This window comes from Halococcus salifodinae DSM 8989 (genome assembly GCF_000336935.1).
GTDB classification, from domain to species: domain Archaea; phylum Halobacteriota; class Halobacteria; order Halobacteriales; family Halococcaceae; genus Halococcus; species Halococcus salifodinae.
This window is the reverse complement of the sequence record NZ_AOME01000086.1, coordinates 1-22,599: the sequence shown is the minus strand read 5'-3', so window position 1 is coordinate 22,599 and position 22,599 is coordinate 1. Positions and strand designations below refer to the sequence as shown.

Annotated in this window: 14 protein-coding genes; 4 read left to right on the top strand and 10 right to left on the bottom strand. The window is 57.3% G+C overall.

Annotated elements, in window-relative coordinates; translation table 11 throughout:
* Positions 1-1,518: 1,518 nt before the first annotated feature.
* The 4 genes from C450_RS18460 to C450_RS18445 all read right to left on the bottom strand — a co-directional run bounded on the left by C450_RS18460 (position 1,519) and on the right by C450_RS18445 (position 4,477).
* Positions 1,519-1,989 (bottom strand): HVO_A0114 family putative DNA-binding protein, encoded by a 471-nt coding sequence (locus tag C450_RS18460; RefSeq protein WP_005046136.1) that lies wholly within the window; start codon positions 1,987-1,989, stop codon positions 1,519-1,521.
* The gene (locus C450_RS22595; protein WP_005046135.1) at positions 1,982-2,275 is read right to left on the bottom strand and encodes a toxin-antitoxin system TumE family protein; all 294 of its coding nucleotides are present in this window, start codon (positions 2,273-2,275) and stop codon (positions 1,982-1,984) included. Before C450_RS22595 ends, C450_RS18460 begins: the two co-directional genes overlap by 8 nt.
* Positions 2,276-2,363: 88 nt before the next feature.
* Positions 2,364-3,044, bottom strand: a complete 681-nt coding sequence (locus tag C450_RS18450) for a recombinase family protein (RefSeq protein ID WP_005046133.1) — start codon at positions 3,042-3,044, stop codon at positions 2,364-2,366.
* 491 nt (positions 3,045-3,535) lie between these two features.
* Positions 3,536-4,477, bottom strand: a complete 942-nt coding sequence (locus C450_RS18445) for a hypothetical protein (RefSeq protein ID WP_049910432.1) — start codon at positions 4,475-4,477, stop codon at positions 3,536-3,538.
* 1,219 nt (positions 4,478-5,696) lie between these two features.
* Between C450_RS18445 and C450_RS23550 the strand changes: the two genes are divergently transcribed.
* Positions 5,697-5,951: a zinc-ribbon domain-containing protein gene (locus tag C450_RS23550; RefSeq protein ID WP_394324917.1), complete on the top strand. Its 255-nt coding sequence runs from the start codon at positions 5,697-5,699 to the stop codon at positions 5,949-5,951.
* A gap of 92 nt (positions 5,952-6,043) precedes the next feature.
* Here C450_RS23550 and C450_RS18440 read toward each other — a convergent pair whose 3' ends face one another.
* Positions 6,044-6,622, bottom strand: coding sequence for a hypothetical protein (locus C450_RS18440; protein WP_005046130.1), 579 nt, complete (start codon positions 6,620-6,622; stop codon positions 6,044-6,046).
* Between the two features lie 1,358 nt (positions 6,623-7,980).
* Here C450_RS18440 and C450_RS18435 point away from each other — a divergent pair.
* Positions 7,981-9,426, top strand: a complete 1,446-nt coding sequence (locus C450_RS18435) for a heme o synthase (protein ID WP_005046128.1) — start codon at positions 7,981-7,983, stop codon at positions 9,424-9,426.
* 206 nt (positions 9,427-9,632) lie between these two features.
* On the opposite strand, the gene C450_RS18430 is transcribed toward C450_RS18435, so the two are convergent.
* A complete protein-coding gene (locus C450_RS18430) occupies positions 9,633-10,565 on the bottom strand; it encodes an ABC transporter ATP-binding protein (RefSeq protein ID WP_005046126.1) in 933 nt (310 codons plus the stop codon).
* Between the two features lie 61 nt (positions 10,566-10,626).
* Entirely contained in the window at positions 10,627-12,612 is a 1,986-nt protein-coding gene (locus tag C450_RS18425; RefSeq protein ID WP_152424534.1) for an ABC transporter permease subunit, read from the bottom strand.
* Positions 12,613-12,837: 225 nt separating this feature from the next.
* Here C450_RS18425 and C450_RS21000 point away from each other — a divergent pair, with 225 nt between their 5' ends.
* Positions 12,838-13,596, top strand: coding sequence for a recombinase family protein (locus C450_RS21000; RefSeq protein ID WP_080510332.1), 759 nt, complete (start codon positions 12,838-12,840; stop codon positions 13,594-13,596).
* A gap of 127 nt (positions 13,597-13,723) precedes the next feature.
* Positions 13,724-15,628 (top strand): transposase, encoded by a 1,905-nt coding sequence (locus C450_RS18415; RefSeq protein ID WP_005046121.1) that lies wholly within the window; start codon positions 13,724-13,726, stop codon positions 15,626-15,628.
* A gap of 441 nt (positions 15,629-16,069) precedes the next feature.
* Here the strand turns inward: C450_RS18415 and C450_RS18410 are convergent, their stop codons facing one another.
* The 3 genes from C450_RS18410 to C450_RS18400 are packed head-to-tail and all read right to left on the bottom strand — an operon-like array spanning position 16,070 to position 22,349.
* Positions 16,070-19,048, bottom strand: a complete 2,979-nt coding sequence (locus tag C450_RS18410; protein ID WP_005046117.1) for a type I restriction endonuclease subunit R — start codon at positions 19,046-19,048, stop codon at positions 16,070-16,072.
* Complete coding sequence (locus C450_RS18405) at positions 19,045-20,361, bottom strand: restriction endonuclease subunit S (protein WP_005046115.1); 1,317 nt, start codon at positions 20,359-20,361, stop codon at positions 19,045-19,047. The genes C450_RS18410 and C450_RS18405 overlap by 4 nt, the downstream gene beginning before the upstream one ends.
* The gene (locus C450_RS18400; RefSeq protein WP_005046113.1) at positions 20,358-22,349 is read right to left on the bottom strand and encodes a type I restriction-modification system subunit M; all 1,992 of its coding nucleotides are present in this window, start codon (positions 22,347-22,349) and stop codon (positions 20,358-20,360) included. The genes C450_RS18405 and C450_RS18400 overlap by 4 nt, the downstream gene beginning before the upstream one ends.
* Positions 22,350-22,599: the final 250 nt, after the last annotated feature.

The window sequence follows — 22,599 nt, the reverse complement described above, 5'->3', positions numbered from 1 at the left end:
ATTCGTCTCCATCGCCAGTAACTCTTTGAGCAACCGGTACAACTTCCTCGGTGAAGCGGGAGATTTGTGTCATGGACAACTCAAGTCTCCCGCTTCAACGCCTTTGATTTAGCGACCCATCCTGCCGCCGTCTAGTGATTCAACAGAGCCCAATTTCCACCAATAACTATCTTGCCGAAGTATTCAAATCACGATGCGGACTACTGGCTGATCTAGTGCTACCTCCATGACATCCATACCAGTAGAGGCCCTGACTCGGTTCGTCTTGTATCTCCTTACGATGATAGCTGCGGGCGCAACGCTGATGTGGGCATATCAGTCGGGACACTCGAACACGGACCTAGACGATCTCGACTCGTGGTGGGGACGGCCGAGCCAACGATCAGACCACGAACCCTCTGAAACCCATCTCGACATGCTGATGTTTTTTGCCGTCCTGATCGGAGGATTCGGTCTCTCGGCCCTCATTATGGACTTTTTGTTCTAACCGACAAGATCGGCAGCAACGAACCTCTTGGTACGAGTAGAATCTATTACCAGTCAGGAAACGATCGTTCTTGCTGACTCGATGGAAACGCTGCTATCCCTGGAGAGCGTGAGGAAAGCAAGGGACGCAAGAGACCGATCATCTCCTGTCAGCGCTTCAAAGCGCGCGTTGCTGACTGGTCCAAGTGCGAAGGAACCCGAGAACTGGGCGCTACACCCCGGGTGCCGCGCGGCGCGTCACCCGGGAAAGCCCGCATAGGTGATTCTCTTCCTCACGCACCGGCGTCCCGGAGTGATCGCGTCCGACCATGCAGCCAACTGGAGGTGCCTGATCGGGCAGGAACAACCACGTGAGCGACGTCTAGTGCGCCCCTCTACTGGCGGCTGTACCGCGGTTGCGAGCTGCTGCTATCGCTACCAACAGCACAGACAGCGCCGACCGCATGAAGATAGACAGCACCGTCTTCCGTCGGTTTCTTCGTCGAGCGGATCACCAAGCGAGTTCCCAGAACAATTATGCGAATAGGGGTAGTCTGGTTAGCCAGCAGCGTTTCCATAGGTGACAGGGTGATTTGAGACCTGTTTCTCGCTTATTGGGTAACGACTTTCTACGCTCGACAGGTGGTTGTCTCCATGTTTGGGATTCCCTCGTGGGCTAGTAGTGCGGGAGCGGGTTTCGCTGTCTCTGTGATCGTTAGCGTTGTCCTCGCAAAGCCATCAGATCGGGAAGAGCTATTAGAGACAGTTCTGGATGCTCAGACACTCTCAACGGCTGTGGGTATTGCCATCGGAATCGGACTCGTTGATGGTGTGTTCTGAGTTTGCTTTCTCGGCTACGAGTCCTCACGGCCCTGCGGGGCCGGAGGTCTGGCGGGATAAGCATGAGCTCGCGGGCTGCTGAGCGGCTCTCTCCGGTAGGAATCCGGATTCGGCCAAGAATCACGAGTGACTGTGGATCGCAGCTACCTACCCGAGCTCAGAACTGCGGGGAAGGATTCGCCAAAGCCATGGATTGCTCCGACGATCCCTTTCTCACCCCGATGCGAGCGCATGGGTGGCGTCATCGACATCGCCAGCGAGTTCGACATCGAGGCGAACCCGCCGGTAGGGAACGTAGGGCCGTTTCGTCTGTCCCTCGTCGACGACGAAGATGAGACCGTACTGGTCGAGGATTCCCACATCGTCGTGAACCGGGCGGTAGTCACGGTCGAGAGCGTCCGCAAGCGCGGAAATGCTCTCTGCGGCACCATCGATCGCGATCAGCAACCGCAGGAGTTCGATGCGCCGCTCGGTGAGGACTTTCCGCAGATCGTCGATGCTCGCAAACGAGACGACTGCGGGCGTCGAGTCGCCGTCCTCGGTAGTGCGTGCTGCTGCAACCGTCTCCTCGCGTGCGTGCTCGAACGGTTCGACCGTGATCCGCAGTGTCTCGGGATGGGGCCGGTCGCGCGGGTCGCGGTACTCGGCGGGCCAGCCGTCGTGAGTGGATTCGTTGTCAGTCATTGGTTGTCTCCTCGGTGATGCGCGCTATTTCAGTGAAGAACAGGCTAACGTGCGCGACGAGACTCTGAAACGCGAGAGCAGTATCCTCGCCGTCGGCGACGTGTCGATGGTGGTTGCCGAGTGTTTCATCGTCGTGAGCGTTGTCGTAGCGCAAAATTTCGCCGTCTTCGGGGTGGTAGTATTGGAAGCGGTAGAACCACCCGCCGGGATAGCTCGCATCGAGAATAGCGAACATCTCGACGCGCCCACCCGGAACGGCACGGTTGAGTTCGAGTGGTCCCGACATCTATCGCATCCGTTATGACCTATGACCTCATAGACAATAAAGCTGCTGGAGGAGATGATTGTCCGGCTGATTAGCAAACCGTATGCGACTATATCGAGTTTTCTGGTGATTCGCCGACATACCGCTCTCGGTTATTGGCGATGCGCTGAACAGTTGATCGATTGACACCGGTGCGGCGGGCGAGGTCGCGCTTGCTCGCACCCTTATCGAGTTCATCGAGGATGACGACGGCCGTCTCATAGTCGTCGTTCGGCGTCAGATACCCTTCTGGCCCCACGTCGAAGCCGAACGGCGGGCGACCGTGCCACTTGCCCTGGTCACGGCTCGCAGCGATCCCCTCGGTGATATTGTCGCGTTTGATCTCGGCTTCGAGCTCGGCGAACGTCGCGGCGACGGTCAAGAACGCGCGCGTGTAGGGATCGCGCTCGTCGGGATCGAGGTCGATACCCATGTCCAAAATGTGTAATCCGACCTCGTTTTCGTCGACGATGCGTTCGACGGTCGCGGCGAAATCCCGCACCGACCGCGAGATACGCGAGACTTCCGAAGCGATCACGCGCTCGACGTCGCCGGCTTCGACGGCTTCCATGAGCTCGCGGTAGCCGTCGCGGTCGGTATCGGTACCAGTCTGCTTGTCAGAATACACTTCGATAGCGGCGGGTTCGATGCCGAGAGCGTCGGTCGCGTATTCGCTGGTGCGCTGGCGTTGGCGTGCGAGGGTCTGGTCGGTGGTACTGACGCGACAGTAGAGGGCGGTGGTGGCGGTCATGAGCGGACCCGAAGTTGTAAATATCGCACTCAATGCATGATCTCGTTCTATTTATAGCTGCGATATCACATCTACTTCCTCTACCCAGCGCATACATAGGTCCAGTCCTCTAAAGAAGATTCGACTATCCGCTGAGAACAGCAAAAATAGTGGCGTGAGAACGGTTGAATCGTGCGAGCGAAGAACGGGTCTCTCATTTCAAACCTGTGCTACCAGTTAGCATGGTCAAAAAGGATCGTTTCTGACCATGGCACGAAGTAGCATCTAATCTTCCACTTCCGAATCGAAGACACTGACTCGCGGGCTCAGGCTTATCCTGCCAGCCCTCCGGCCCCCTGTGGGCCGTGAGATGCCTGTAGTCGCCTGAAATTAGACAGGTAGATCACTCACGCATGACTAAGTTTGAAACCCACGCTAATTGGTTAATTAACATAATTACACTCACATAACGAATCTATCCGACTCTGCTTCTGATCAAATCATATCCTCGATCAAGTACTGTACCGTGACGATCCCAATGTTGCGATTAGTGGAAGATAGAAATAGATGTGTTCGACTCCCAAGGACCCAACAGCGGGGGTTTCATCCTCACTGTTTTTCTGAGATATTGTGTAGTCTAAAAGACCATTCAACCGGAAATAGTCCCGGACCAGCGATTCGTTAAGACTGCCCATCAGTTCCTCAAAGATCGCTTTTCCACGAGATTGTGCAGTCTGACAGTGGGGTTCTGGATAGAACTTTCGTGCGAAGAATGAATAGGCGTGTTCAGTCTCGAAGAACGTCGGAGCGATTTCGTTGATCGAGACATCTGAACTAGATTCTATCAGATTGGTACGGATGTGGGGTTCAAGAGGCGCAACCGATCTTGTCTCCGGGGATCTTTGGTCTGTAGATCGCTCGATAAACGGAGTGACGCAACACTCTGGATACCCGTGTAGCGATCCGATATACCGATCGAACGTATTTTTCTCGTCATTCACGACACTCCGGACGTTCTTATGACTGATTTCTGTAGGCTCTGGCGCATCGTTCTCCCGGAAAAAGAACAGTCTCACCCCGAAGTCAATTCGATTATCAACGCGAAGAAACTCGGGGACGACAATACAATCTCCCGGATAGGTCTTCTGTAAAAAATCGACCTCCGGAATCTCAGAATACGTTTCTCTCAAATCATCTGCTGCCTCCCGAAGCTCTGGTACTTCAACCGCCTCTACAGATATTTCATCCACATCGAGGATTCTTCGGGATTCATGCAGCATCTCGATACGGTCGTTGAATCTCTCTTCGTCAAGCGCATTCAATACAGATATTCTGTTCTGGAGATACCTATCGTTTATCTGAATGCTCGCGCCTCTCTTTTCAGAAGCCAGTACTGGCAACGATTCAAGGGCTACAACAGTCGGAAGCTGCTTCATGGCATCTGGATTTTCCATACTAATCTGACCAGTTCAAGATCATTCTGAGACGAAGTGAAATCAGCCTTTGTACCAGTGATCAGCTATATTGGTTCGCCATGCACGACTCTCCGTGAAATTTTGAGGGAAAGAACATCAATCCCTGTCAATAAGCACTTGGTTTCTGACAGGGTAGTGCTCCGGCGTGATCGTCGCTCTGCTTGTGACCGGCCTGTTCGCATCTCGGCTGAAACGTCGATGGTCGGCCGCCGATCGATAGCGGCGGCTCCGGTGGCCGCACGGTGAGTCGAAATCCGCCATTGAGACCACTTTCACCATACTCTCGCTGCCATTAAGTACCAGACAGGCATACTCTAAGCCGACACCGGGTGAGTACCATGACAGGTGACGATCACCGCAGAATGCGTGTTCTGCTTGGGCGCGCGTGCGTCATCGGGCTATCCGACGGACGTTCGCGGCATCGTCGCTCCATGCGAAAGAACCGGTCCCTCGCAGCACCCGCGCGCTGTGGGAATGCCCATCGCGGCTTGCTCGCGGAAGTCAACCGCGAGACGGGTGCCGGGCAGACGTGTCGAAGTCCGGCGGGGCGTGCTGTTCACGAGCCTAGCCGTGAGCAGCGCCCCAGCAAACCCGCCACCGTAACGGACGAGCGTGGTCCGAGGTCGTCGCGTGGTGAACCACGTCCAGCGTAGGCGTGGTACTGACTGTGCTCGTTGTCGGGTGCAGGTGTGAGACTGTGACGCGCGAGCGGCGAAGGACACGCGGTTGAGTCCGGTGCTGGGACAGCCCGAACTGCGCGGTCGCCCGAGTGTGTCGCTCGGGCACTCCTTCTCTCGAAGAGCGCCGGCAGGATAACCGGCGGTCGCAGAACGCTCTTTGTGCGTCCGACAGTACCCGTCGGCATGTTCATCGCTTGGGTCGGTCTCGTTGAGAAGGCCGTCCACCCCGTGTGCGCGTTGGTCGGCCACGACTTTCCGACACCAACTCACCATCCACCGAAACCGGAACACTTCGACCACGAGTGTCGGCGATGTGGCGTGGCCTACAGCGACGTGTGACTGCGTGATCACTACCTGCGCACGTTCCTACTCCACGTCCCATAAGCGAACGGGACCAGCTAATCGAGTGATATCCCACCGCCGGCTGATGGATACGGACCGTTCATCGGGATGATCGGCGCGGTGCGCGCTCCGGTCTGCGAGCAACCGCTATCTGTCTCTAGTGACGAACCCATCGTATGCCGCCGCGTCAACGATTCTGTCCGTACTGTGGCGCGCGCATCCACGAAGATGTACGGGTCTGTCCGGTGTGTGGACGGCGGCTTCGGTCGGAGCGGTGCTGCCGACGGTTCCCCCATTTACACTTCCGACAGAGCGTCCGTCTGCCAGTGAGAGTCCCGACGTGCAGTACATCGGGGTTGTGTTCGCACGTCGTTCAACAGAAGTCTTCATCCGAACAGACTGTCAACCGTCGGTATGCCAGCGTGGGCTAATCCTGAAACACGGGAAGAAGTCGAGTCGCTATTAACAGGCGGTGGAGAAGTTCTGCGAGCTATTGACAGGGTGAGATAAGTCCTGTGAGTGCTCAGAGGGCTTCGGGATACCGTTGTTTCAGTCGCCTTCGACCGGCAAGCCCTACAGGAATACTAACGAGATAGGCGGCGAATACCCACCATCCGCCTATCCCTGTCAGAACGACATACAGGGCGAGGAACCCGAAGGCGATAGTTCCCATTATCAGTTGTAGCAGCTGCCCGCTTTCCGTTTGGACTTTCAGATCGAGACCGGTCGCCTGTCTGATTCCGACCATCACGAGGACGATGCCGAGGGCCGTGAGTGCGGGCAATCCGAGTACAGTGAATGCAGTCGCGGGCAGCGTATTCGATGCAGTGATGATAAGTGCCCATCCCATGAGGCTCCCGAAATGCCACGCAACCCCTCGCATGAATTCTTCGCCCCACACGTGATACGTCGGATCATCGTAGAAGATCATCCCAATAAAGAAGAACCCACAGAGAGGGGCTAAGAACCCCAAAATCAGTGCAATGAATGAGTTTAATGAGTTTGGCCCTAGCACGACGAACGCGCTGATAGCGATGGCCGTTCCGACGACTGACAGAATTGCGCCATATTTGGAGATGGCTTGGAGTTTGGCGCTGTTCATATATCGTATTAATTTATCGTCAGTATAAGTAGTCATGGGTCAGATTCTCTCCTATTTCTGGATTATATTTCTCAAATATGGATAGGGCGACCAGCGCGCACCAGCGTCCGCTCTTACATCCCCCCACCTCGGGGCTGGCAGGATGAGAATTGAACTCCGCGATTACCCGAAGTAACCCGGGAGTGAATCGCGCTGGCCCTACACCGAAGTCAGTGGCTCGCCCACATCCCGCTCGCGGTTGTTGGCGATGCGCTCCCCCTGCAATGAAGCACATCCCTACTGTCAGGGAGCGCTAAGAGGACCACTCAACACGGTCGAGAGTGTATCCACCGCACTCAGGACAGACCTGCTGCTGGAGCCTGAAGCGCGCACCACAGTTCTTGCACTCGTATGGATGGGATTCACCACCGTCACCGCTTGTGAACACCGTTTTAACGCGGCCCAGAGTGCTCATCGTGAGTGCCTCCCGTGGTAGGTTAACAGTTCACGACGTGAATGTCTTCTCCCATCCCGTAATCAAGACAAGAAACCTATACAGGAACAATAGCGGCGCTCTGTCGTCATGATAGGTCTAACGGATCGGTACTCTGTCGGGGGCAGGGGACCACCCGATAAGGTAGCGAACCGGGTTGCGGTGTGACTCCATGAATGACCACCGGCGAAAGGTCTACGGTTGTGCATACAAAGTACACATCCGGGGGTCTGACAGAGTTGGGATTGCTCACCTTCACTCACCCCCGACTCGATTTCCACGGCGAACCCGGCGAAAGAGCGACGACCGCGCCCGAGCACACACTCGTTGGACCGCGACAGCGAGCGTGCCGGCGGTGCTGGCGGGGAGTGTCCTCGGGTGGCAACCGAGAGTCAAGCCAACTACCACAGGCATTCCTGCCACCGAAACCCATCATTCCGGCGTGCTCGCCGCGAGAGTCTTACTGCTTAGGCGGAGACCGCGACAGTCGTGATTCTCTTCGGAATCACGAATAAACCCGAATCTCCTTTATTTCCGGCTCAACGTGAATAGCTCGGTAGCCTGAGATCACGCCGGAGCGCCACCCTGTAACGAGAGGGAGTGCTTCATTTCAGGGTGGGTTATAGAGCCGTGTTATTGGTTTTCAGAGGTCGGCTAGCTTGATTCGTCATGCACAGCCCCCGGCAAAATTTAGACCAAGATTAGTTTCACCATCCACCGTGCATGAGCAATCTATCTGCCTGACTTCAGGTGTGATTGAACTTTGATCGCTCCCCTGAATCGCAAGTAACCCAAACGGATAGATCAGGTGCTGAACGGCTATATTCTCGAAAACACGGGGCCTAAGTACGGCGGTCGTGAACGATTTACTCGAGTTATCCCAGCCATGGTCACCGACACCCACGTCCCCTCGCGGGTGCCGACGCTGCTCGCCGCCGCAGCCGTCGGCGTCTACCTCCTGATCGTGATTGGGGCGACCACGACACTCTCGAACGCCGCCGCGGCGTGTACGACGTGGCCGGCCTGTGGGTTCGACCTCTCCAATCCGCAGCTCCTCATCGCGTGGGGCCACCGGGTCGCCGCGGTGCTCGCTGGCCTAGTCCTATTCGCCGCGATCGTCGCGACATGGCGCGCGCCCGCACCGCGCCGGGCGAAAGCAGTTCTCACTGTGCCGTTCGTGCTCTACCCGATCCAGGTCGGGATCGGCGCGCTCGCCGCCACCACCAACGCAGGATGGATCTCGACCGCCCACCTCGTCTGTGGCGTCGCGATCTTCTCCGGACTCGTGGTTGCGCTCGCGTGGACACTGGAAGCTGAAGCCCCCGGCACCGACGCGCTCGGCGAGCGTGTGACGACCGACGCACTGTCCGTCGTCAATCCCGACGAGCCGACGATCGCCGAGCCGGATTCCGACTCCGGGCCGATGTCGGACCGATCGCCGTCCCGGGTGGACGCGGGACCGATCGAGCGCGCACGGGGGGTCGGAAAGGCGTACTTCCGGCTGATGAAACCCCGGCTGATGTGGCTGCTGTGTCTCGTCGCGGCCGCCGGGATGGCGCTCGCCGCCGGCCCGGATCTCGCCGCCGGCACCGTAGTGAAAGTGCTCGGCGGCGGTGTGCTCGCGATCGGCGCGAGCGGCACGTTCAACCACGTCCTCGAACGCGACGTCGACCGCCGGATGCAGCGAACGGCGGACCGCCCGCTGGCGACCGACGAGGTGGGCGTCCGCAACGCGATGGCCTTTGGGTGTGTGCTCGCGGTCGCGTCGCTCGGGCTGTTCGTCACCGTCAACCTGCTCGCGGCCGCGCTTGGGCTGTGCGCGATCCTTTTCTACAGCGTGGTCTATACGCTGGTTCTCAAACCGAATACAGTCCAAAACATCGTCATCGGCGGCGCTGCGGGTGCGTTCCCCGCGCTCATCGGCTGGGTCGGCGTCACGGGGGAATTCGGGATCCCGGGGCTCGCGCTCGCGGGCGTGATCTTCCTCTGGACGCCAGCGCACTTCTACAACCTCGCCTTGGCATACAAGAACGACTACGAGCGCGGCGGGTTCCCGATGCTGCCCGTGGTCCGTGGCGAGCGCGTTACGCGCCGACATATCCTCTGGTATCTCGGAGCCACCCTGCTCGGTGCAAGCGTGCTCGCGGCGATCGCCGAGCTCGGCTGGCTCTATGCCGCGGCCACGGTCGCGTTCGGTGGCCTGTTCCTCTGGGCGGTCGTTCGGCTCCACCGCGAGCGCACCGAAGACGCCGCATTCCGGGCGTTCCACGCGTCGAACGCCTATCTCGGCGCGGTGCTCGCTGCGATCGTGATCGACGCGGTCGTCCTGTGACTCATACATCGCCATGAGCTACGATCGCTCCACCGTCATGGATCGACTCACCAGCCCCTTTCGGGGCCTGGCGACCGCACCGCGCACACCCTCACGGCTCTTCAAGAGGGCCGGAGTGCTGGCAGGATGAAGAATCAGCCCTGTCGATAGAGGAACAGCTACCGACACAGAGAAAGTGATATAAGCGGTATATATCTCTGTGACGTTCAGGCCGGTACCTTCTCCTGTCGCTCGCCGCCGGTGTAGGCGACGAAAACGTCCTCTAAGGAGGTCCGACTGCCGTCGCACTCCCGGACGACGCCCCCGGATTGTTTGATGTGATCGCGGATCGTGTTCTCCAAGTCAGAATCGAGGCAGCTCACGCGGAGGATGTCACCCTCCTGAATCACGCTTGAAACCCCCTCGACCTGCCGTACGGACTCCGATAGTGCTGCTGTGTCATCCTTGGTTCGGATGAAGAACTGATAGGCCGCATCGGCACCCTCACGCAGTTCGCCGATGGTTCCCTCGGCGATGAGTTCCCCGTTCGAGAGCAACCCGATCCGGTCACAAAGCGCCTCCACCTGCCCGAGAACGTGACTTGAGAAGAACACTGCATTCCCGCTGGCAGCCTCCTCCCGGACAATCTGGCGAACGAGGCGCACGCCATTCGGATCGAGTCCGTTGAACGGTTCGTCCAGTATGAGTACCGAGGGATCGCCGACGAGCGCCATTGCCAGTGCGAGGCGCTGTTGCATCCCCTTCGAATATCCACCAGCATCCTGATCGGCGGCATCGGCGAGACCGACGCGCTCCAGGAGGCGATCGGGGTCTTCGGCGACGCTCTTCGATTCGATGATATACTGGACGTGACGACGGCCGCTCAGACGATCGTAGAGTCCGAAGCGATCGGGGAGGATGCCGACGTTGCGGTGGACCTCGATCGCGTCGGCGTGGGCGTCAGCACCGAGGACCTGCGCGGTGCCGCTGGTGGGGCGGGTGTAATCCATGATGATGTCGATTGTGGTGGACTTGCCCGCCCCGTTCGGCCCGACGAGTCCGTACACCTCTCCCTCATCAACGGTCAGCGAGAGGCCATCAACCGCGAGCGTCTCGCCGTAGCGTTTGGTGAGGGAGGAAGTCTCGATCGCGGCACTCATACGCAAAAACTCACGGTCCCAGATGTGTAATGATTCCGATGACGTGGGGCGTGGAGCCGTCTCATCCGAGATCCCGCCGTTGGAAGGCGACATAACCACCGACGACCGAAACGAGTGTCCAGCCGAGGAATATCAGCAACGGAAACCACTCGGAGAGATAGAACGGGATCGGTGGCATGAAGATTTCGCCGACGATATATCCAGGCGTTGAATCCGGCTGAAACCCCCTGAGAACGGTAAAGTATGCCTCGTCGGAGTTGGCGATACCGAGTACGGTGTTCGTCAGAGTCGTGTACGAGTCGAACGGTGAGATACGACGCAAGAGAAACAATATGTCATTTGGAGGTGGTTCTCCTCCCGCCGGGGCTACCGGTGTGCTGGAGAATCGTCTACTGATGAGGAGAGCAACGAGACGCCATAGGTAGGGATTGAGCACTATGAGATAACCGAAGACAGCCGTTGCGGCCCGTACGCTTCGGTTCATCGCCGCCGAAATACCCGTTGCCAACGAGATGTTCACAGCGATGTAGCAAAGCGAGACGAACGCGAACAGCACGAACGTCACAGGCGAGACGAAACCGTATGTGGACGTCCTCACGAGGATGAAAACGCACATCGAACCGAGAACGAACACGCCGACCGCGGCCGTTCGTCCGACGATCTTCGCTACGATGACGTCCCCACGACTCTGGGGCATCCCAGCAACGAACTTGATGCTCCCTGACTCTTGCTCGGCGCTCAGCGACCGATACGAGACGATGGCTGCGATGAACGGAAGAAAGAGCCAAATCGGGATCTGAAACGCGGCGATCGAGACATCCCCACCGAGTGCGGCAACGGCGTATTCCGGTGGCGTACTCGTCAGGTACGCCCCCACCAAGAGGAGAACGGCGAAAACCCACAGCGAACGATACCGAAGCGTGGCCGCCAACTCCTTCCGTGCGAGGGGGAGCCACCGCGTGAACCGTTCGCGACGTCCATTGTCGACTGACGAGTGTTCCGATCCATGCGAACGTGACTGGTCGGGAACCGATCTCGGTATCCCGAGCCGCTGGCGTGCCGTTCGCAAAACGTTCATCGACGGCAACCACTCGAAACGACCCCCGATCCATGTTTGTATCTTTGAGCGGCTGTTTGCTGGGCCACTGGCGAGATCGGCCCGTTCGAAGCGGACCGCTCCAAGGAACAGTGATCCGACGACCCACGCTGCGAGGATCACCATCGAGAACCACTTGGCGAGATAGAATGGTACAGGCCGGTCGAACACTTGCCGTACGACGAAGGTGTGGTTGATCGATTGGGTGGGAGCGAGTTGGATCACAACGAAGTTGTACAGTGCGTCGGCGTTTGCAATTCCTAAAATCGCATTGGTAAGGACGTAGTAGCTCGAAATCGGTGAGAGCCGTCGCCAGAGGAACAGTCCCGTGGATGCAGGGGGGTTATACGCTGGTACATCAACGCCGGTTAGTAGCGTGTAGATTTGGCCGCTTACTGTGCCACTCCAGAAAAGTACGAGCAGGAAGTAACACGCCACGAGCGTGGCGAGGGCCCGTCGACTCCGTACAGTAGCTGCCGAGAGTGCCGTCGCGATAGAGACGTTTACGAGAACGTAGAGCGCCGAGGCAAGGAAGAATAACAGGAGCTTGAGAGGCGAGAATAGTCCGTACCTCGTCGCGCCGATGACCGCACCGACGACGAAGACGCCGAACACGCACACGCTAAGTGCGGCCCACCGTCCGAGAGCCTTCCCGAGCACGACAACGGATCGGCTCTGTGGCATCCCAGCGACGAACTTGATGCTGCCGGACTCGCGTTCGCCGATGATTGAACGGTACGAGAGAACGAAAGCAGCGATCGGGACGAGAAAGCCTACTGGGCCTTGGAACGCACCGATGGTGACGTTCGATCCTACTGCTGCTTTGACCACCGTGGCGGAAGGGTTCAGGCTCAAGTAGTAGCCGATCAGTAGTACGGCACCGAACAACCACACGCCTCTCGATCGAATCAGCTCGTCGAATTCTTTATGAGCGAGGGAGGGCCAGCTCATCTTCAGAGACAGGTACCCGTTTTCACACGGCTTGATCAAATCAAGATACCGATCCAATCCCACTCACGGATGAGGTCGGGTGGCTAGATTCGTCATGCACAGTCACCATCTCACCAGTCGATTGACGGTCATTCTGCACAGGAAAACAATGGTTTTCGATACCGGCCAGAAAACCACCGTTCTTTATATACTATCCGCCGGTGTCGTTAGGTGTCCGAACTCACCATGCAAATCGCCGCCTACGTCCGCGTCTCAACCGACGACCAGAACGAGGATCGCCAAATGCACGCGATCCGTGAGAAGTACACCGGCCCCGAACAAAATCATGAGATCGAGTGGTACTGCGACCTCGGGGAAAGCGGGGCCTCGACCTCGCGCCGGGAGTACCAGCGCCTCCGCGAGCACGTTGCAGAGCACGATGTGGTGGTCGCCCATGAACTCGACCGCCTCGGTCGGTCATTTGCCGATCTCGCTGGATTCATCGAAGACCTCCGTGAGAAGGGCGTCGATATCGACCTCGTGAACCAACCCATCGGGACAGTCGGCGAGGACGATTGGATGGCCGAGATGATGCTCAACATGATGATGGTGTTCGCCGACGCCGAGCGGAAGATGATCCGCTCGCGCGTTCAAGAAGGTATCGACGCTGCCATCGCCGACGGCAAGCGTGTCGGTCGGCCCCCGTTCGGCTACACGGTCGAAGACGGCTTCCTCCAGCAGCTCCCCGAACAGTACGTCCGCGTCCAGAATTTTATCCGCGAGGTCCGCAAAGGCCGGGAGAAGAAGGCTACCGCTGCGTTCTTTGACATCCCAGAATCGAAGATTCGGAGTATCCTCGAACGAGCCGAGGCGAATTACGACATCCCGTTTGACAACGATCAGTGGCGGGTCGAACGCGCGAAGGTCGATGCTGGCGAGAAAGACCTTCTCCCGATTGGTGATCGGGGCGAACGACCTGCACCTGAACCACGAGCAGAGCAATGAAACAGCGACACATCCGAACCGATGCGTGTACAGTCTTGGCCGAAGTGACCGGCACGGATGGGAACGGCCGACTCACAGTTGGTCCCGGAGACGGTATCGAACACTATTCCCCACGACTCGTTGAACAATGACGGCGACGATCGAATCACGGCAGAAAGCCGAATTCTACATCTTCAAGAGTTCACGTCCCTATCCGTGCTCGCTGGGTGATGATCCATTCTATGAAGCTGATGATCCTGACGGCTGGGTCTACGATGTCGCCACCGTCGCGCAGGGCTGGTTCAAACACGATGACCACGATGACCTCGAAGAGATACTCTATCCCGGTCGATTTGCGTATTTTGATCTCCCCGCTCATGATCCGTTTGGCGGGCAGGGCTATTCGATGCTGCCGCTGTTTCTCGCCTTCATCATCAAGGAGCTTCATGGCTGGCAGCACGAAAGCGCGCTCCATGCGTATCTGGAAGCGAATCCAGCGCTCCGGCGCGACATCGGACTCGACTCGCTGCCGGTGCAATCGACTCTCTGGCGGACATGGAACCAGCGGTTCAGTGCCGATCTCCGCGACGCTATTCGCCGATCTGCCGACGAAATCGCCAACGCCGCGCGCAAACACGATGTTCCGGTTCCCGACCGCTCTCAACGAGCGACCACGCCTGATGACGAGGCGGATGACTCGCCCGATTCGACTCCGCCCACTCGTGAGGGCATTGTCGAGAGAACCCGTGATGTCACCAAGCACGCGAAGCGGCTGGTCTTTCCCGAGTTTTCACTTGACCGCGCCGAGAACTGGTCGATTCACGAGAACGCCTTCTGGGAACTCCAGACATATACCGGTCTCCGCGACGGGATGGCCGTTACCGAGGGCGCACGGAGCTTCCTCGTCGATTCGACGCGGGAAGAGACTCCACTTGGACACGTCCATCGCCACTCCCTACGTCAACTGCCAATATCGGACATCCGCTCGATGTACCGGCAGGCTGTCGGTCGAATCATCTGCGAGGCCCAGCGTGAGGCTGACATCACCCGGCCAGTGATGGTCGCTATTGACATAACGGAAGATACACCGTTTACCGGGGATCGAACGGACCACGAGGACGAGATTATCGGCACGAAAGAGTCCAACGAGGACTATGCTTACCAGTGGGCCACGGTACAAATCGTCAATACCGAGATGCCGCTGGTACTCGATGCGATGCCAATCACCCGCGGTGATAGCCGAGCGGAGATCGTCGCCGACCTGCTCGATTCTGCCCAAGAGTTCGTTCCCATCGAGTTGGTGTTGATGGACCGCGAATTCGATGGCGATGGGGTCAAAGCCGCCTGCGAAGAACGCAGTGTTCACTATTTGAATCCGAAACGGAAGTACAGCGGCGAAAAGGAGACGATTGAGCAGATGAAGTGCGATGACGAGACCGTCCGCATCGTGGAGCAGCCCGTCGAAGACGGTCCGAACCGGAAGAACCTGTTCCTCCCCTCGTCCGCGGAGAACGATGATGACGAGGACGCGGATGAAGAAGATGCTGATCGACCGGACTATCGGCGAGAGATGCGTGAGGAACTTGGTATCAATGAAGCAGATTTGGACGAGACCGCCTCCCCACTCGGGCACTTTCTCCGCGAACTCCGAGGAGAAGAGGAAATAGAGACGGAGGATGAGACGGGTGACGGGACGGGTTTTGTCGTATTCCAAACCAACCATCCAGATATCTCGGGACACGGCACTGCCAGCGGTCCATCCGACGAGATCGAGCAGATACACACGGTCACGCGGTTTGTTCGGTGGTATCGTCGGCGACAAGAGATCGAGAACGGTTACAAGAAAATCAAGGCATTCATGGCCGATACCACCTCGAAACGATTCAGCCTCCGGTTTTTCTATTTCGCGTTCGCGTGCCTGTTGTACTCGATCTGGCGGTTGGTTGACCTACTTGTTCGGCTATTGCTCTTTGAAGGGAGTTCGTCGTCCCCGCAGGTAACAGCGAACGATGTTCTGACAGTAGCGAAACGACAGCAAACGGGAATCGGGTAGTCGAGAGTTCACAGCGCTGAAAGCAGATTGGTGAGCGGCAGCACTGCGCTGTCTTCCGTTATCTATAATTTATGCAACTGATTGCTGACGAGAGGACCGACTGCGCGTTTCAGGAATTATGATTTCATAGAGTGGAGGACAGAAAATATCACTGCTATTCCGCTATGCTAATCAAATTCTCACCATTCGAGCGGACAGTTTCGGGCAGGGGTGCGTTTGACTTAAAGTAACCCCACTTCTGGGCAGTCTGCCCAGAAACTATAGTTTCTGGCCACGTCAGCAGACTAACTTTCCGACCGCTGGCTCGTTGACAGAGCCAACCGAAATAAGCGAATGCGCATTCTCTACACCCTGTATAGAAGCAGGTGATTCTCTACAGGCCGCACCCAGGAACTACAACCGATGCTCGAAAGCTTTTGTCGAGAGAACTAGAACTTTCAATTATGATTCGGCAGGTTCTTGACTGGCCTCATATACCTTTTGGCGAAGGAGTCCAGTTATTACCTCCTGTAACTCGTTGTCGTTGATGTACTCAGTAAACAGGTCCTCGTTTTGATTTCGTCTGTCGATAAACAGTTCAGTGAGCCTTTCATCAAACGTATAAGCAAAGTTCTCTTGTGTGTTCACTCGTGCCGACTGTTGGAGTTGGTCATCGTTGAGCGCCTCTTCTTTGACCTGCTGAAGGAAGAGCTCGTCCGCAGACGTGAAGTCCGTACCGAGCTGCTCGTTAATCCGCTCCACGAGCGTCGAGAGTTCAACTTCATCCTCCTCCTCCGTTCGCGTCCCTGTCTCGGTTGGAACGGACACCTCACTGCTCGTCCCATCAAGTCCGATCTGGCCTTCGTTAGACTTCTCGATGCGGTAATACTGGAGCGCGAGTTCGTCTTCAAACTCCACGCGGGCATCCTGCGGATCTCGGGGAAGCTCGTTGTAGAGAAAATGACCGAACGTGTAGAGCTTCTCTAAATCGGTATCTGTGTAGTTGACAATCTGTGACTGAAATTTATACAGGCGAATGAACGAACGAAGTTGCGAACGGAACTCATCCTGCCGTTCTACTGGGAGTGTGATGAACTCGTCGCGTGGACTCTGGGTGTACTGCGAAAGCTCGGCGTGAGCCTGTTCGGGACCAGAGTTCTGTTGAGCAAAGAACGCCTCAGCGAAGCGGTTGACGTCCTCTTCAGAGAATACTTGAAATGCGCGCAGCTCGGTTGCCAATTGGTAGATATGCTGCGGATCGGTGGTTTCCTCGACAGTCGTCCGCTCGTAGAACGGCTCGAACGCGTCTTTGATCTGCTCGTGATCGTTGACAAAATCAAGGACGAACGTATCGTCCTTTCCTGGAGCCGTTCGATTCAGCCGCGAGAGCGTCTGGACGGCTTGGACGCCCGAGAGCTTCTTGTCCACATACATTGTATGAAGCAGCGGTTCGTCGAAACCCGTTTGGTATTTCTCGGCGACAACTAGTACCCCGTCATTCGCGGAGGCGAACGTGCTCGGGAGTTCGGACTGCTTGAGGCCGTCGTTCATCCCCTTCTCGGTGTACTCGCCGCCATTGTCCTCGACGGTCCCGCTGAACGCTACAAACGCTTCCAAGTCGTCGTAGCCCTCCTCCAAGAGATACTCGTCGATCTTGCGCTTATATCGGACAGCTGCCTTCCGGGAGTCTGTGACGACCATCGCCTTCGCCCTGCCGCCGATCTTGCTGCGGGTGTTGCTACGGTAGTGCTCGACGATGATCTCGACTTTTTGGGCTATATTGTGTGGGTGGAGTTTCAGAAAGCGAGCAATTGCGCCTCTGGCTTCTTTTTCGGGTAGTTGGGGGTCTTCTTCAGACTCCTTAACAAGATTGTAGTATGTCTTGTAGGTCGTGTAGTTCTGGAGCACGTCGAGAATGAACCCTTCCTCGATGGCCTGGCGCATCGAGTAGACGTGGAACGGTTCGGGCTTCTCGCCATCTTCGGGAGGAGTACCGAACGATTCTAGTGTCTTCCCTTTAGGGGTGGCCGTGAACGCGAAAAAGGATAGGTTCTCCTGGCTGCCGCGGGCCTCGGCGCTCTTTGCGAGGAGTGTCTCCCAATCGTCGCTCTCCTCGACGTCGACGCCGGAGAGAAGCTCCTTCATTTCCTTCGCCATCTCGCCGGTCTGACTGGAGTGGGCCTCATCAACGATAACGGCATAGTTGCGCTCGGGCAGCGACGCGACGTGCTCAACGACGTAGGGGAAGGTCTGGAGTGTCGTGATGACGATGTCCTTGCCTTTTTCGAGGTACTCCGCAAGCTCGTCGGATTTCGAGCGATTCTCGCCCTCAACGCCGTGGACCACACCGCTCTGGTGATCGATGTCGTAGATGGTGTCCTGAAGTTGGTCGTCCAACACTGTACGATCGGTAACCACCACGACCGAATCGAATACGGGTTCCTCGTTTGCGTCGTGGAGCGAGACGAATCGATGGGCGAGCCACCCGATCGATTTGCTCTTGCCACTGCCTGTCGAGTGCTGGACGAGGTAATCCTCGCCCGCACCCTCCGTTCGGGCGGCATCGGTGAGCTTTCGCACGCAATCGAGCTGGTGGTATCGCGGGAAGATCATCGTCTCCTCGGTATCGATGACCCGGCCGTTCTCCCGAATCTCCTCGACATCGAGGTGAATGAATCGCTGGATGATATCGAGCCAGCTATCCTGTTCCCAGACTTCTTCCCAGAGATAGTTGGTGCGGTGGCCGTGATCGGTGGGTGGGTTGCCTGCGCCGCGGTTGTGGCCCCGGTTGAAAGGGAGGAAATGCGTCCCCTCGCCGTCGAGTTCGGTGGTGTAGGCCACCTCGTTCGGATCGATAGCAAAATGCACTAGCGCGCCACGCTTGAACGTGAGGACCGGTTCCGTGGGATCGCGCGAGTGCTCGTACTGGGCCTTCGCGTCTTCCACAGTCTGATCCGTCCAGGGGTTCTTCAGCTCGGCGGTGGCGACGGGCAGCCCGTTCACCGACAGACAGAGATCGAGGCGTTGCTTCGGCTGAGACGTGGAGTAGGGGAGTTCCCGCGTGACGGTGAGCCGGTTGGCCGCGTAGCGCTCCCGAAGGTCGGGATTGAACCCCGTCTCGGGCTGGAAGTACGCGAGTCGAATACGGACGCCAGCAATCTTGAACCCGTGGCGGAGCACTTCGAGGGTTCCTTGATCAAGCCGATCGAGCGCGCTGTCGAGTTGGGCGAGGAACTCACCGCGCGTGTCGCCGCCGAGGCGAGTTTCGAGTTCGGACCACTTCTTGGGTTGGGTCTCCTCGACGAACGAGACGACGGTATCGGGGAAGAACCCGCGCTCGGCGTCGAACTCGTCGCTCGGCAGCGTCGTGTAGCCGCCGTGCTCGCAGAGGTGGACTTCGATGGCGTCTCCGAAGGACTCCTCGTCGTAGATTTTGCTCATCTGTGAGTGGCGTGGGTTTCACCACGTTCCTCGGTAACATCAATCTGGCCCGTGACTGCGGCCGTGATGAGCGCTTGGCGTTTTTCCTCGAGGAGGTCGATCGACCGTTGCGTTTTCTGTGTGAGGTGGTCCAGTTCACTACTCGCAGAATCTATGGATTCAACAATTTCCTGTTGCTCCTCGACAGGCGGACACGGAACACGTATATTTGAAATTGTGTTCTGGGATATTTTCCAAAGTCCTGTAGATGTTTTCGCCCCTACCTCTATTTGGGGGCGTATGGGTGGAGAATTGAGCAAGTAAACGAAGAATTTCGCCGACAACTGCGGGCGGAATTTGATACTTATCAGGATATCTGGATAAATACAATCTTCGGGTACAGGAGGTGTTACAATCCCGCATTTCCCCACTAATTCAGGGTTACCATTTCCACGGATCATCAGAACATCTCCCTCGTTGATCGAGTAGTTTCGAGCCTTTTCTTCAGAAACATCCGCATATTTCAAATCATCCATTACGGATACCTCCCCATTCCCGACTGTTGAAATAGAGAACGTAGGGATGCCTTCAGACTCGGATGCTATCGGTGGGGAGATGCCGTTTTTTGGAGATTTTTTCAGAAGCCATTTCAGTTTCCGTGTGTCCCAGTTTCCAGGAATATTCCCGACTCCGTCAATCCCGGATGGTTTGAGCGAACGTTCTGACTTGACTCCCCTGCATACCGCTGTACTAACTATCGAATTCCGTCTTTCTCTGAACAAGTCAAGGAGACGCTTCTGTTTCGCTACAAGCGCGTCGATGCGGGCGGTGCGGTGGTCGAGGAAATCCGCAACCTCCTCTTGGACTCGTTCGTTCGGGCACGGAACCAACATGTCGCCGATGAAGTTCCACGATGCACGCGGCATCTTCGCGCCGTAGGTCGAGGCGTCCACTCGTTCGATGAACTCCCGAGAGAGGAGCAGGTAGCGAAGAAAGCGAGCGTCAAACTGCGTGGGCCGAAAGACCAGAAATTCTGGAGACGCAGCGCCGAAGTGCTCGGCCTCGAACGCCTTTGCGAGGTATGGTCGTAGTTTGCTGAAACAAACGTCTCCAGCGTGGAACCTGACCAGACCAGCCGAAGCTTCTGCGTCTTCCTCGCTGTTCTCGACGACGTTTCCCGTCCACGATTCGACCATATCCAGGCTGACCCGTGGAACCTCCTCGGGAACGGTGTCGAACTTGTCCGTTCGGCGCTCCACCCCGAATTTGAGGCGTGTCGTCGGGAACGAGGTGGGGATTTTTTCTATGGAGGCCTCTTCGCTGGTCCGACTCATTTTGCGACTTGCTGGAGCATCTCACTGATCTCGCCCTCCAACTCTCGAATATCCGCGTCGATCTCCTCCAGCGATCGGGGCGGCTCGTACTCGTAGAAGTACCGATTGAAGTTGATTTCGTAGCCGACAGTCCCCAGTTCGCCGTCCTGGTCGTCGTGGTACTTGCTGCTCTCGTTTATCCACGCGTTCTCTAAGTACGGCGCGACCTCGCGCTCGAAATACTCGCGTGGGTCCGTGCCGAGCGGGACGCGCTCTTTCTCGCGGCGGTCGGTGTCGTGTTCGGGGTCGCCGTTCGATTTCCGGCAGATTTCGGCCTCAGGGTTCTGTTCACCGAGCGCGCGCTCGATCGCGTTGTAGACGCTGTTGCGCAGGTCGAGGCCGGCCATGTTCAACTGCAACTCGGCCTCGTCTAAGAACTCCTCTCTGTCCATCCAAGTCTTCTCGGAATCCAGGCCCGAGAGCGCTTCCTTGACTCGCTCCTGTGTCTCCTCGTCGCGGTTCGTGAACGCGCGCTCGTCGTGGAGCGAGTCGATCCGCTCGGCGGAGGCTCGGAAGCTCAGCCGAAGCGGCTGGTCGATGACGATACGCCGGTAGCCGAACTCGGCGTTGTCCACGATCTTCGAGCGGCCGTTGGCCTCCAGGTCCCCGAACAGACTCGCGATCTCGTCGATCTGATCGCCGGTGAGGTAGTGGCGCTTGTCGCCGAGGCTCTCGTCCATCTCGTCGTACAGCTCGCGGGCGTCGATGAGCTGGACCTTTCCCTCGCGCTCTGTGGGCTTGCGGTTCGAGAGCACCCAGATGTAGGTCCGAATCCCGGTGTTGTAAAAGAGGTTCTCGGGCAGGCCGATGATCGCCTCCAACCAATCGTTCTCGATGATCCACCGCCGGATGGCCGACTCGCCGCTGTTGGGGCCGCCGTTGAACAGCGGCGACCCGTTGAACACGATGGCGAGGCGGGAGCCACCCTTCGATTCGGGCTTCATCTTGCTCACCATATGCTGAAGGAATAGCATCGAGCCATCGTTGATGCGCGGCGTGCCCGCGCCAAAGCGCCCGTCGAACCCCTGCTCATCGTGTTCGCGTTCAACCTGCTCTTTCACTTTCTTCCAAGAGACCCCGAACGGTGGATTCGAGAGTAGGTAATCGAATGTATCGCTTCTAAACCCGTCCTCGGTAAACGAGTTACCGTGAACGATGTGGTCGGGATCGTGACCACGGATGATCATATCTGAGTTACACACTGCGTAAGACTCGGGATTGAGCTCCTGACCAAATAGTTCGAGGTGTGCTTGGTCGTTCAACGCGTTGAGGTGCTCCTCAGCGACGCTCAACATCCCGCCCGTCCCACAGGCTGGATCGTACAGCGTTCGCACCGCACCAGGCTGTCTGAGTGCGTTGTCGTCCTCGGTAAAGAGGAGATTGACCATCAACTCGATGACTTCTCGTGGAGTGAAGTGCTCACCTGCTGTCTCGTTCGAGAGTTCCGAGAACTTGCGGATGAGTTCCTCGTAGATGTAGCCCATTTCCTCGTTGGGCACCCTCTCGGGATGGAGGTCGATCTCAGCGAACGAGGTCACGACCTTGTAGAGCAGGTCAGCCTCGTCGAGACGTTCTATCTGGTGATCAAATTCGAATTTCTCTATGATTTCTTCGGTCTCGGGATCGAACTGTCGAACGTAGTGTTGGAGGTTCTCTGCGAGGTTTTCGGGGGCGTTCGTTAGCGTGTCGAAGGTATGCTCGCTCGTGTTGTAAACGGGCGCGCCCGAGACGTTTTCGAGGACGGGACCCACGTTCTCGATACCGCGCTCATCGAGATCCGCGGCCTCCTGAATGACCGCCTCCTTGGTGGGTTCGGTGACGCAATCGAGCCGACGGAGCACCGTCAGAGGGAGAATAACCTTCTGATACTCCGATTGTTTGTAATCTCCGCGGAGAAGATCGGCGACCGACCAGATGAAATCGACCTTCTCGCTGAAGTTATCTACCATCTACAGTCCCGCAATCAGGAAAGCCAGTTAAAACATGGGAAGAGCTTCAGCGCACTCATATTCCATCTTCTGACGTTCTAATCATCTGTCCAAAAGGTACTCCTTCCTGACCCACCCTCCAAAACACCGGGTATTCATATAGCAATCAGGGGCACCAGACTGCTGTGGCGTTTCGACTATTTAAAACCGGCGTGAGCCGGTAGTGACGGCCTGATGTCTGTGACCTCTAAGTCGGCAGATAGGCCGTCAC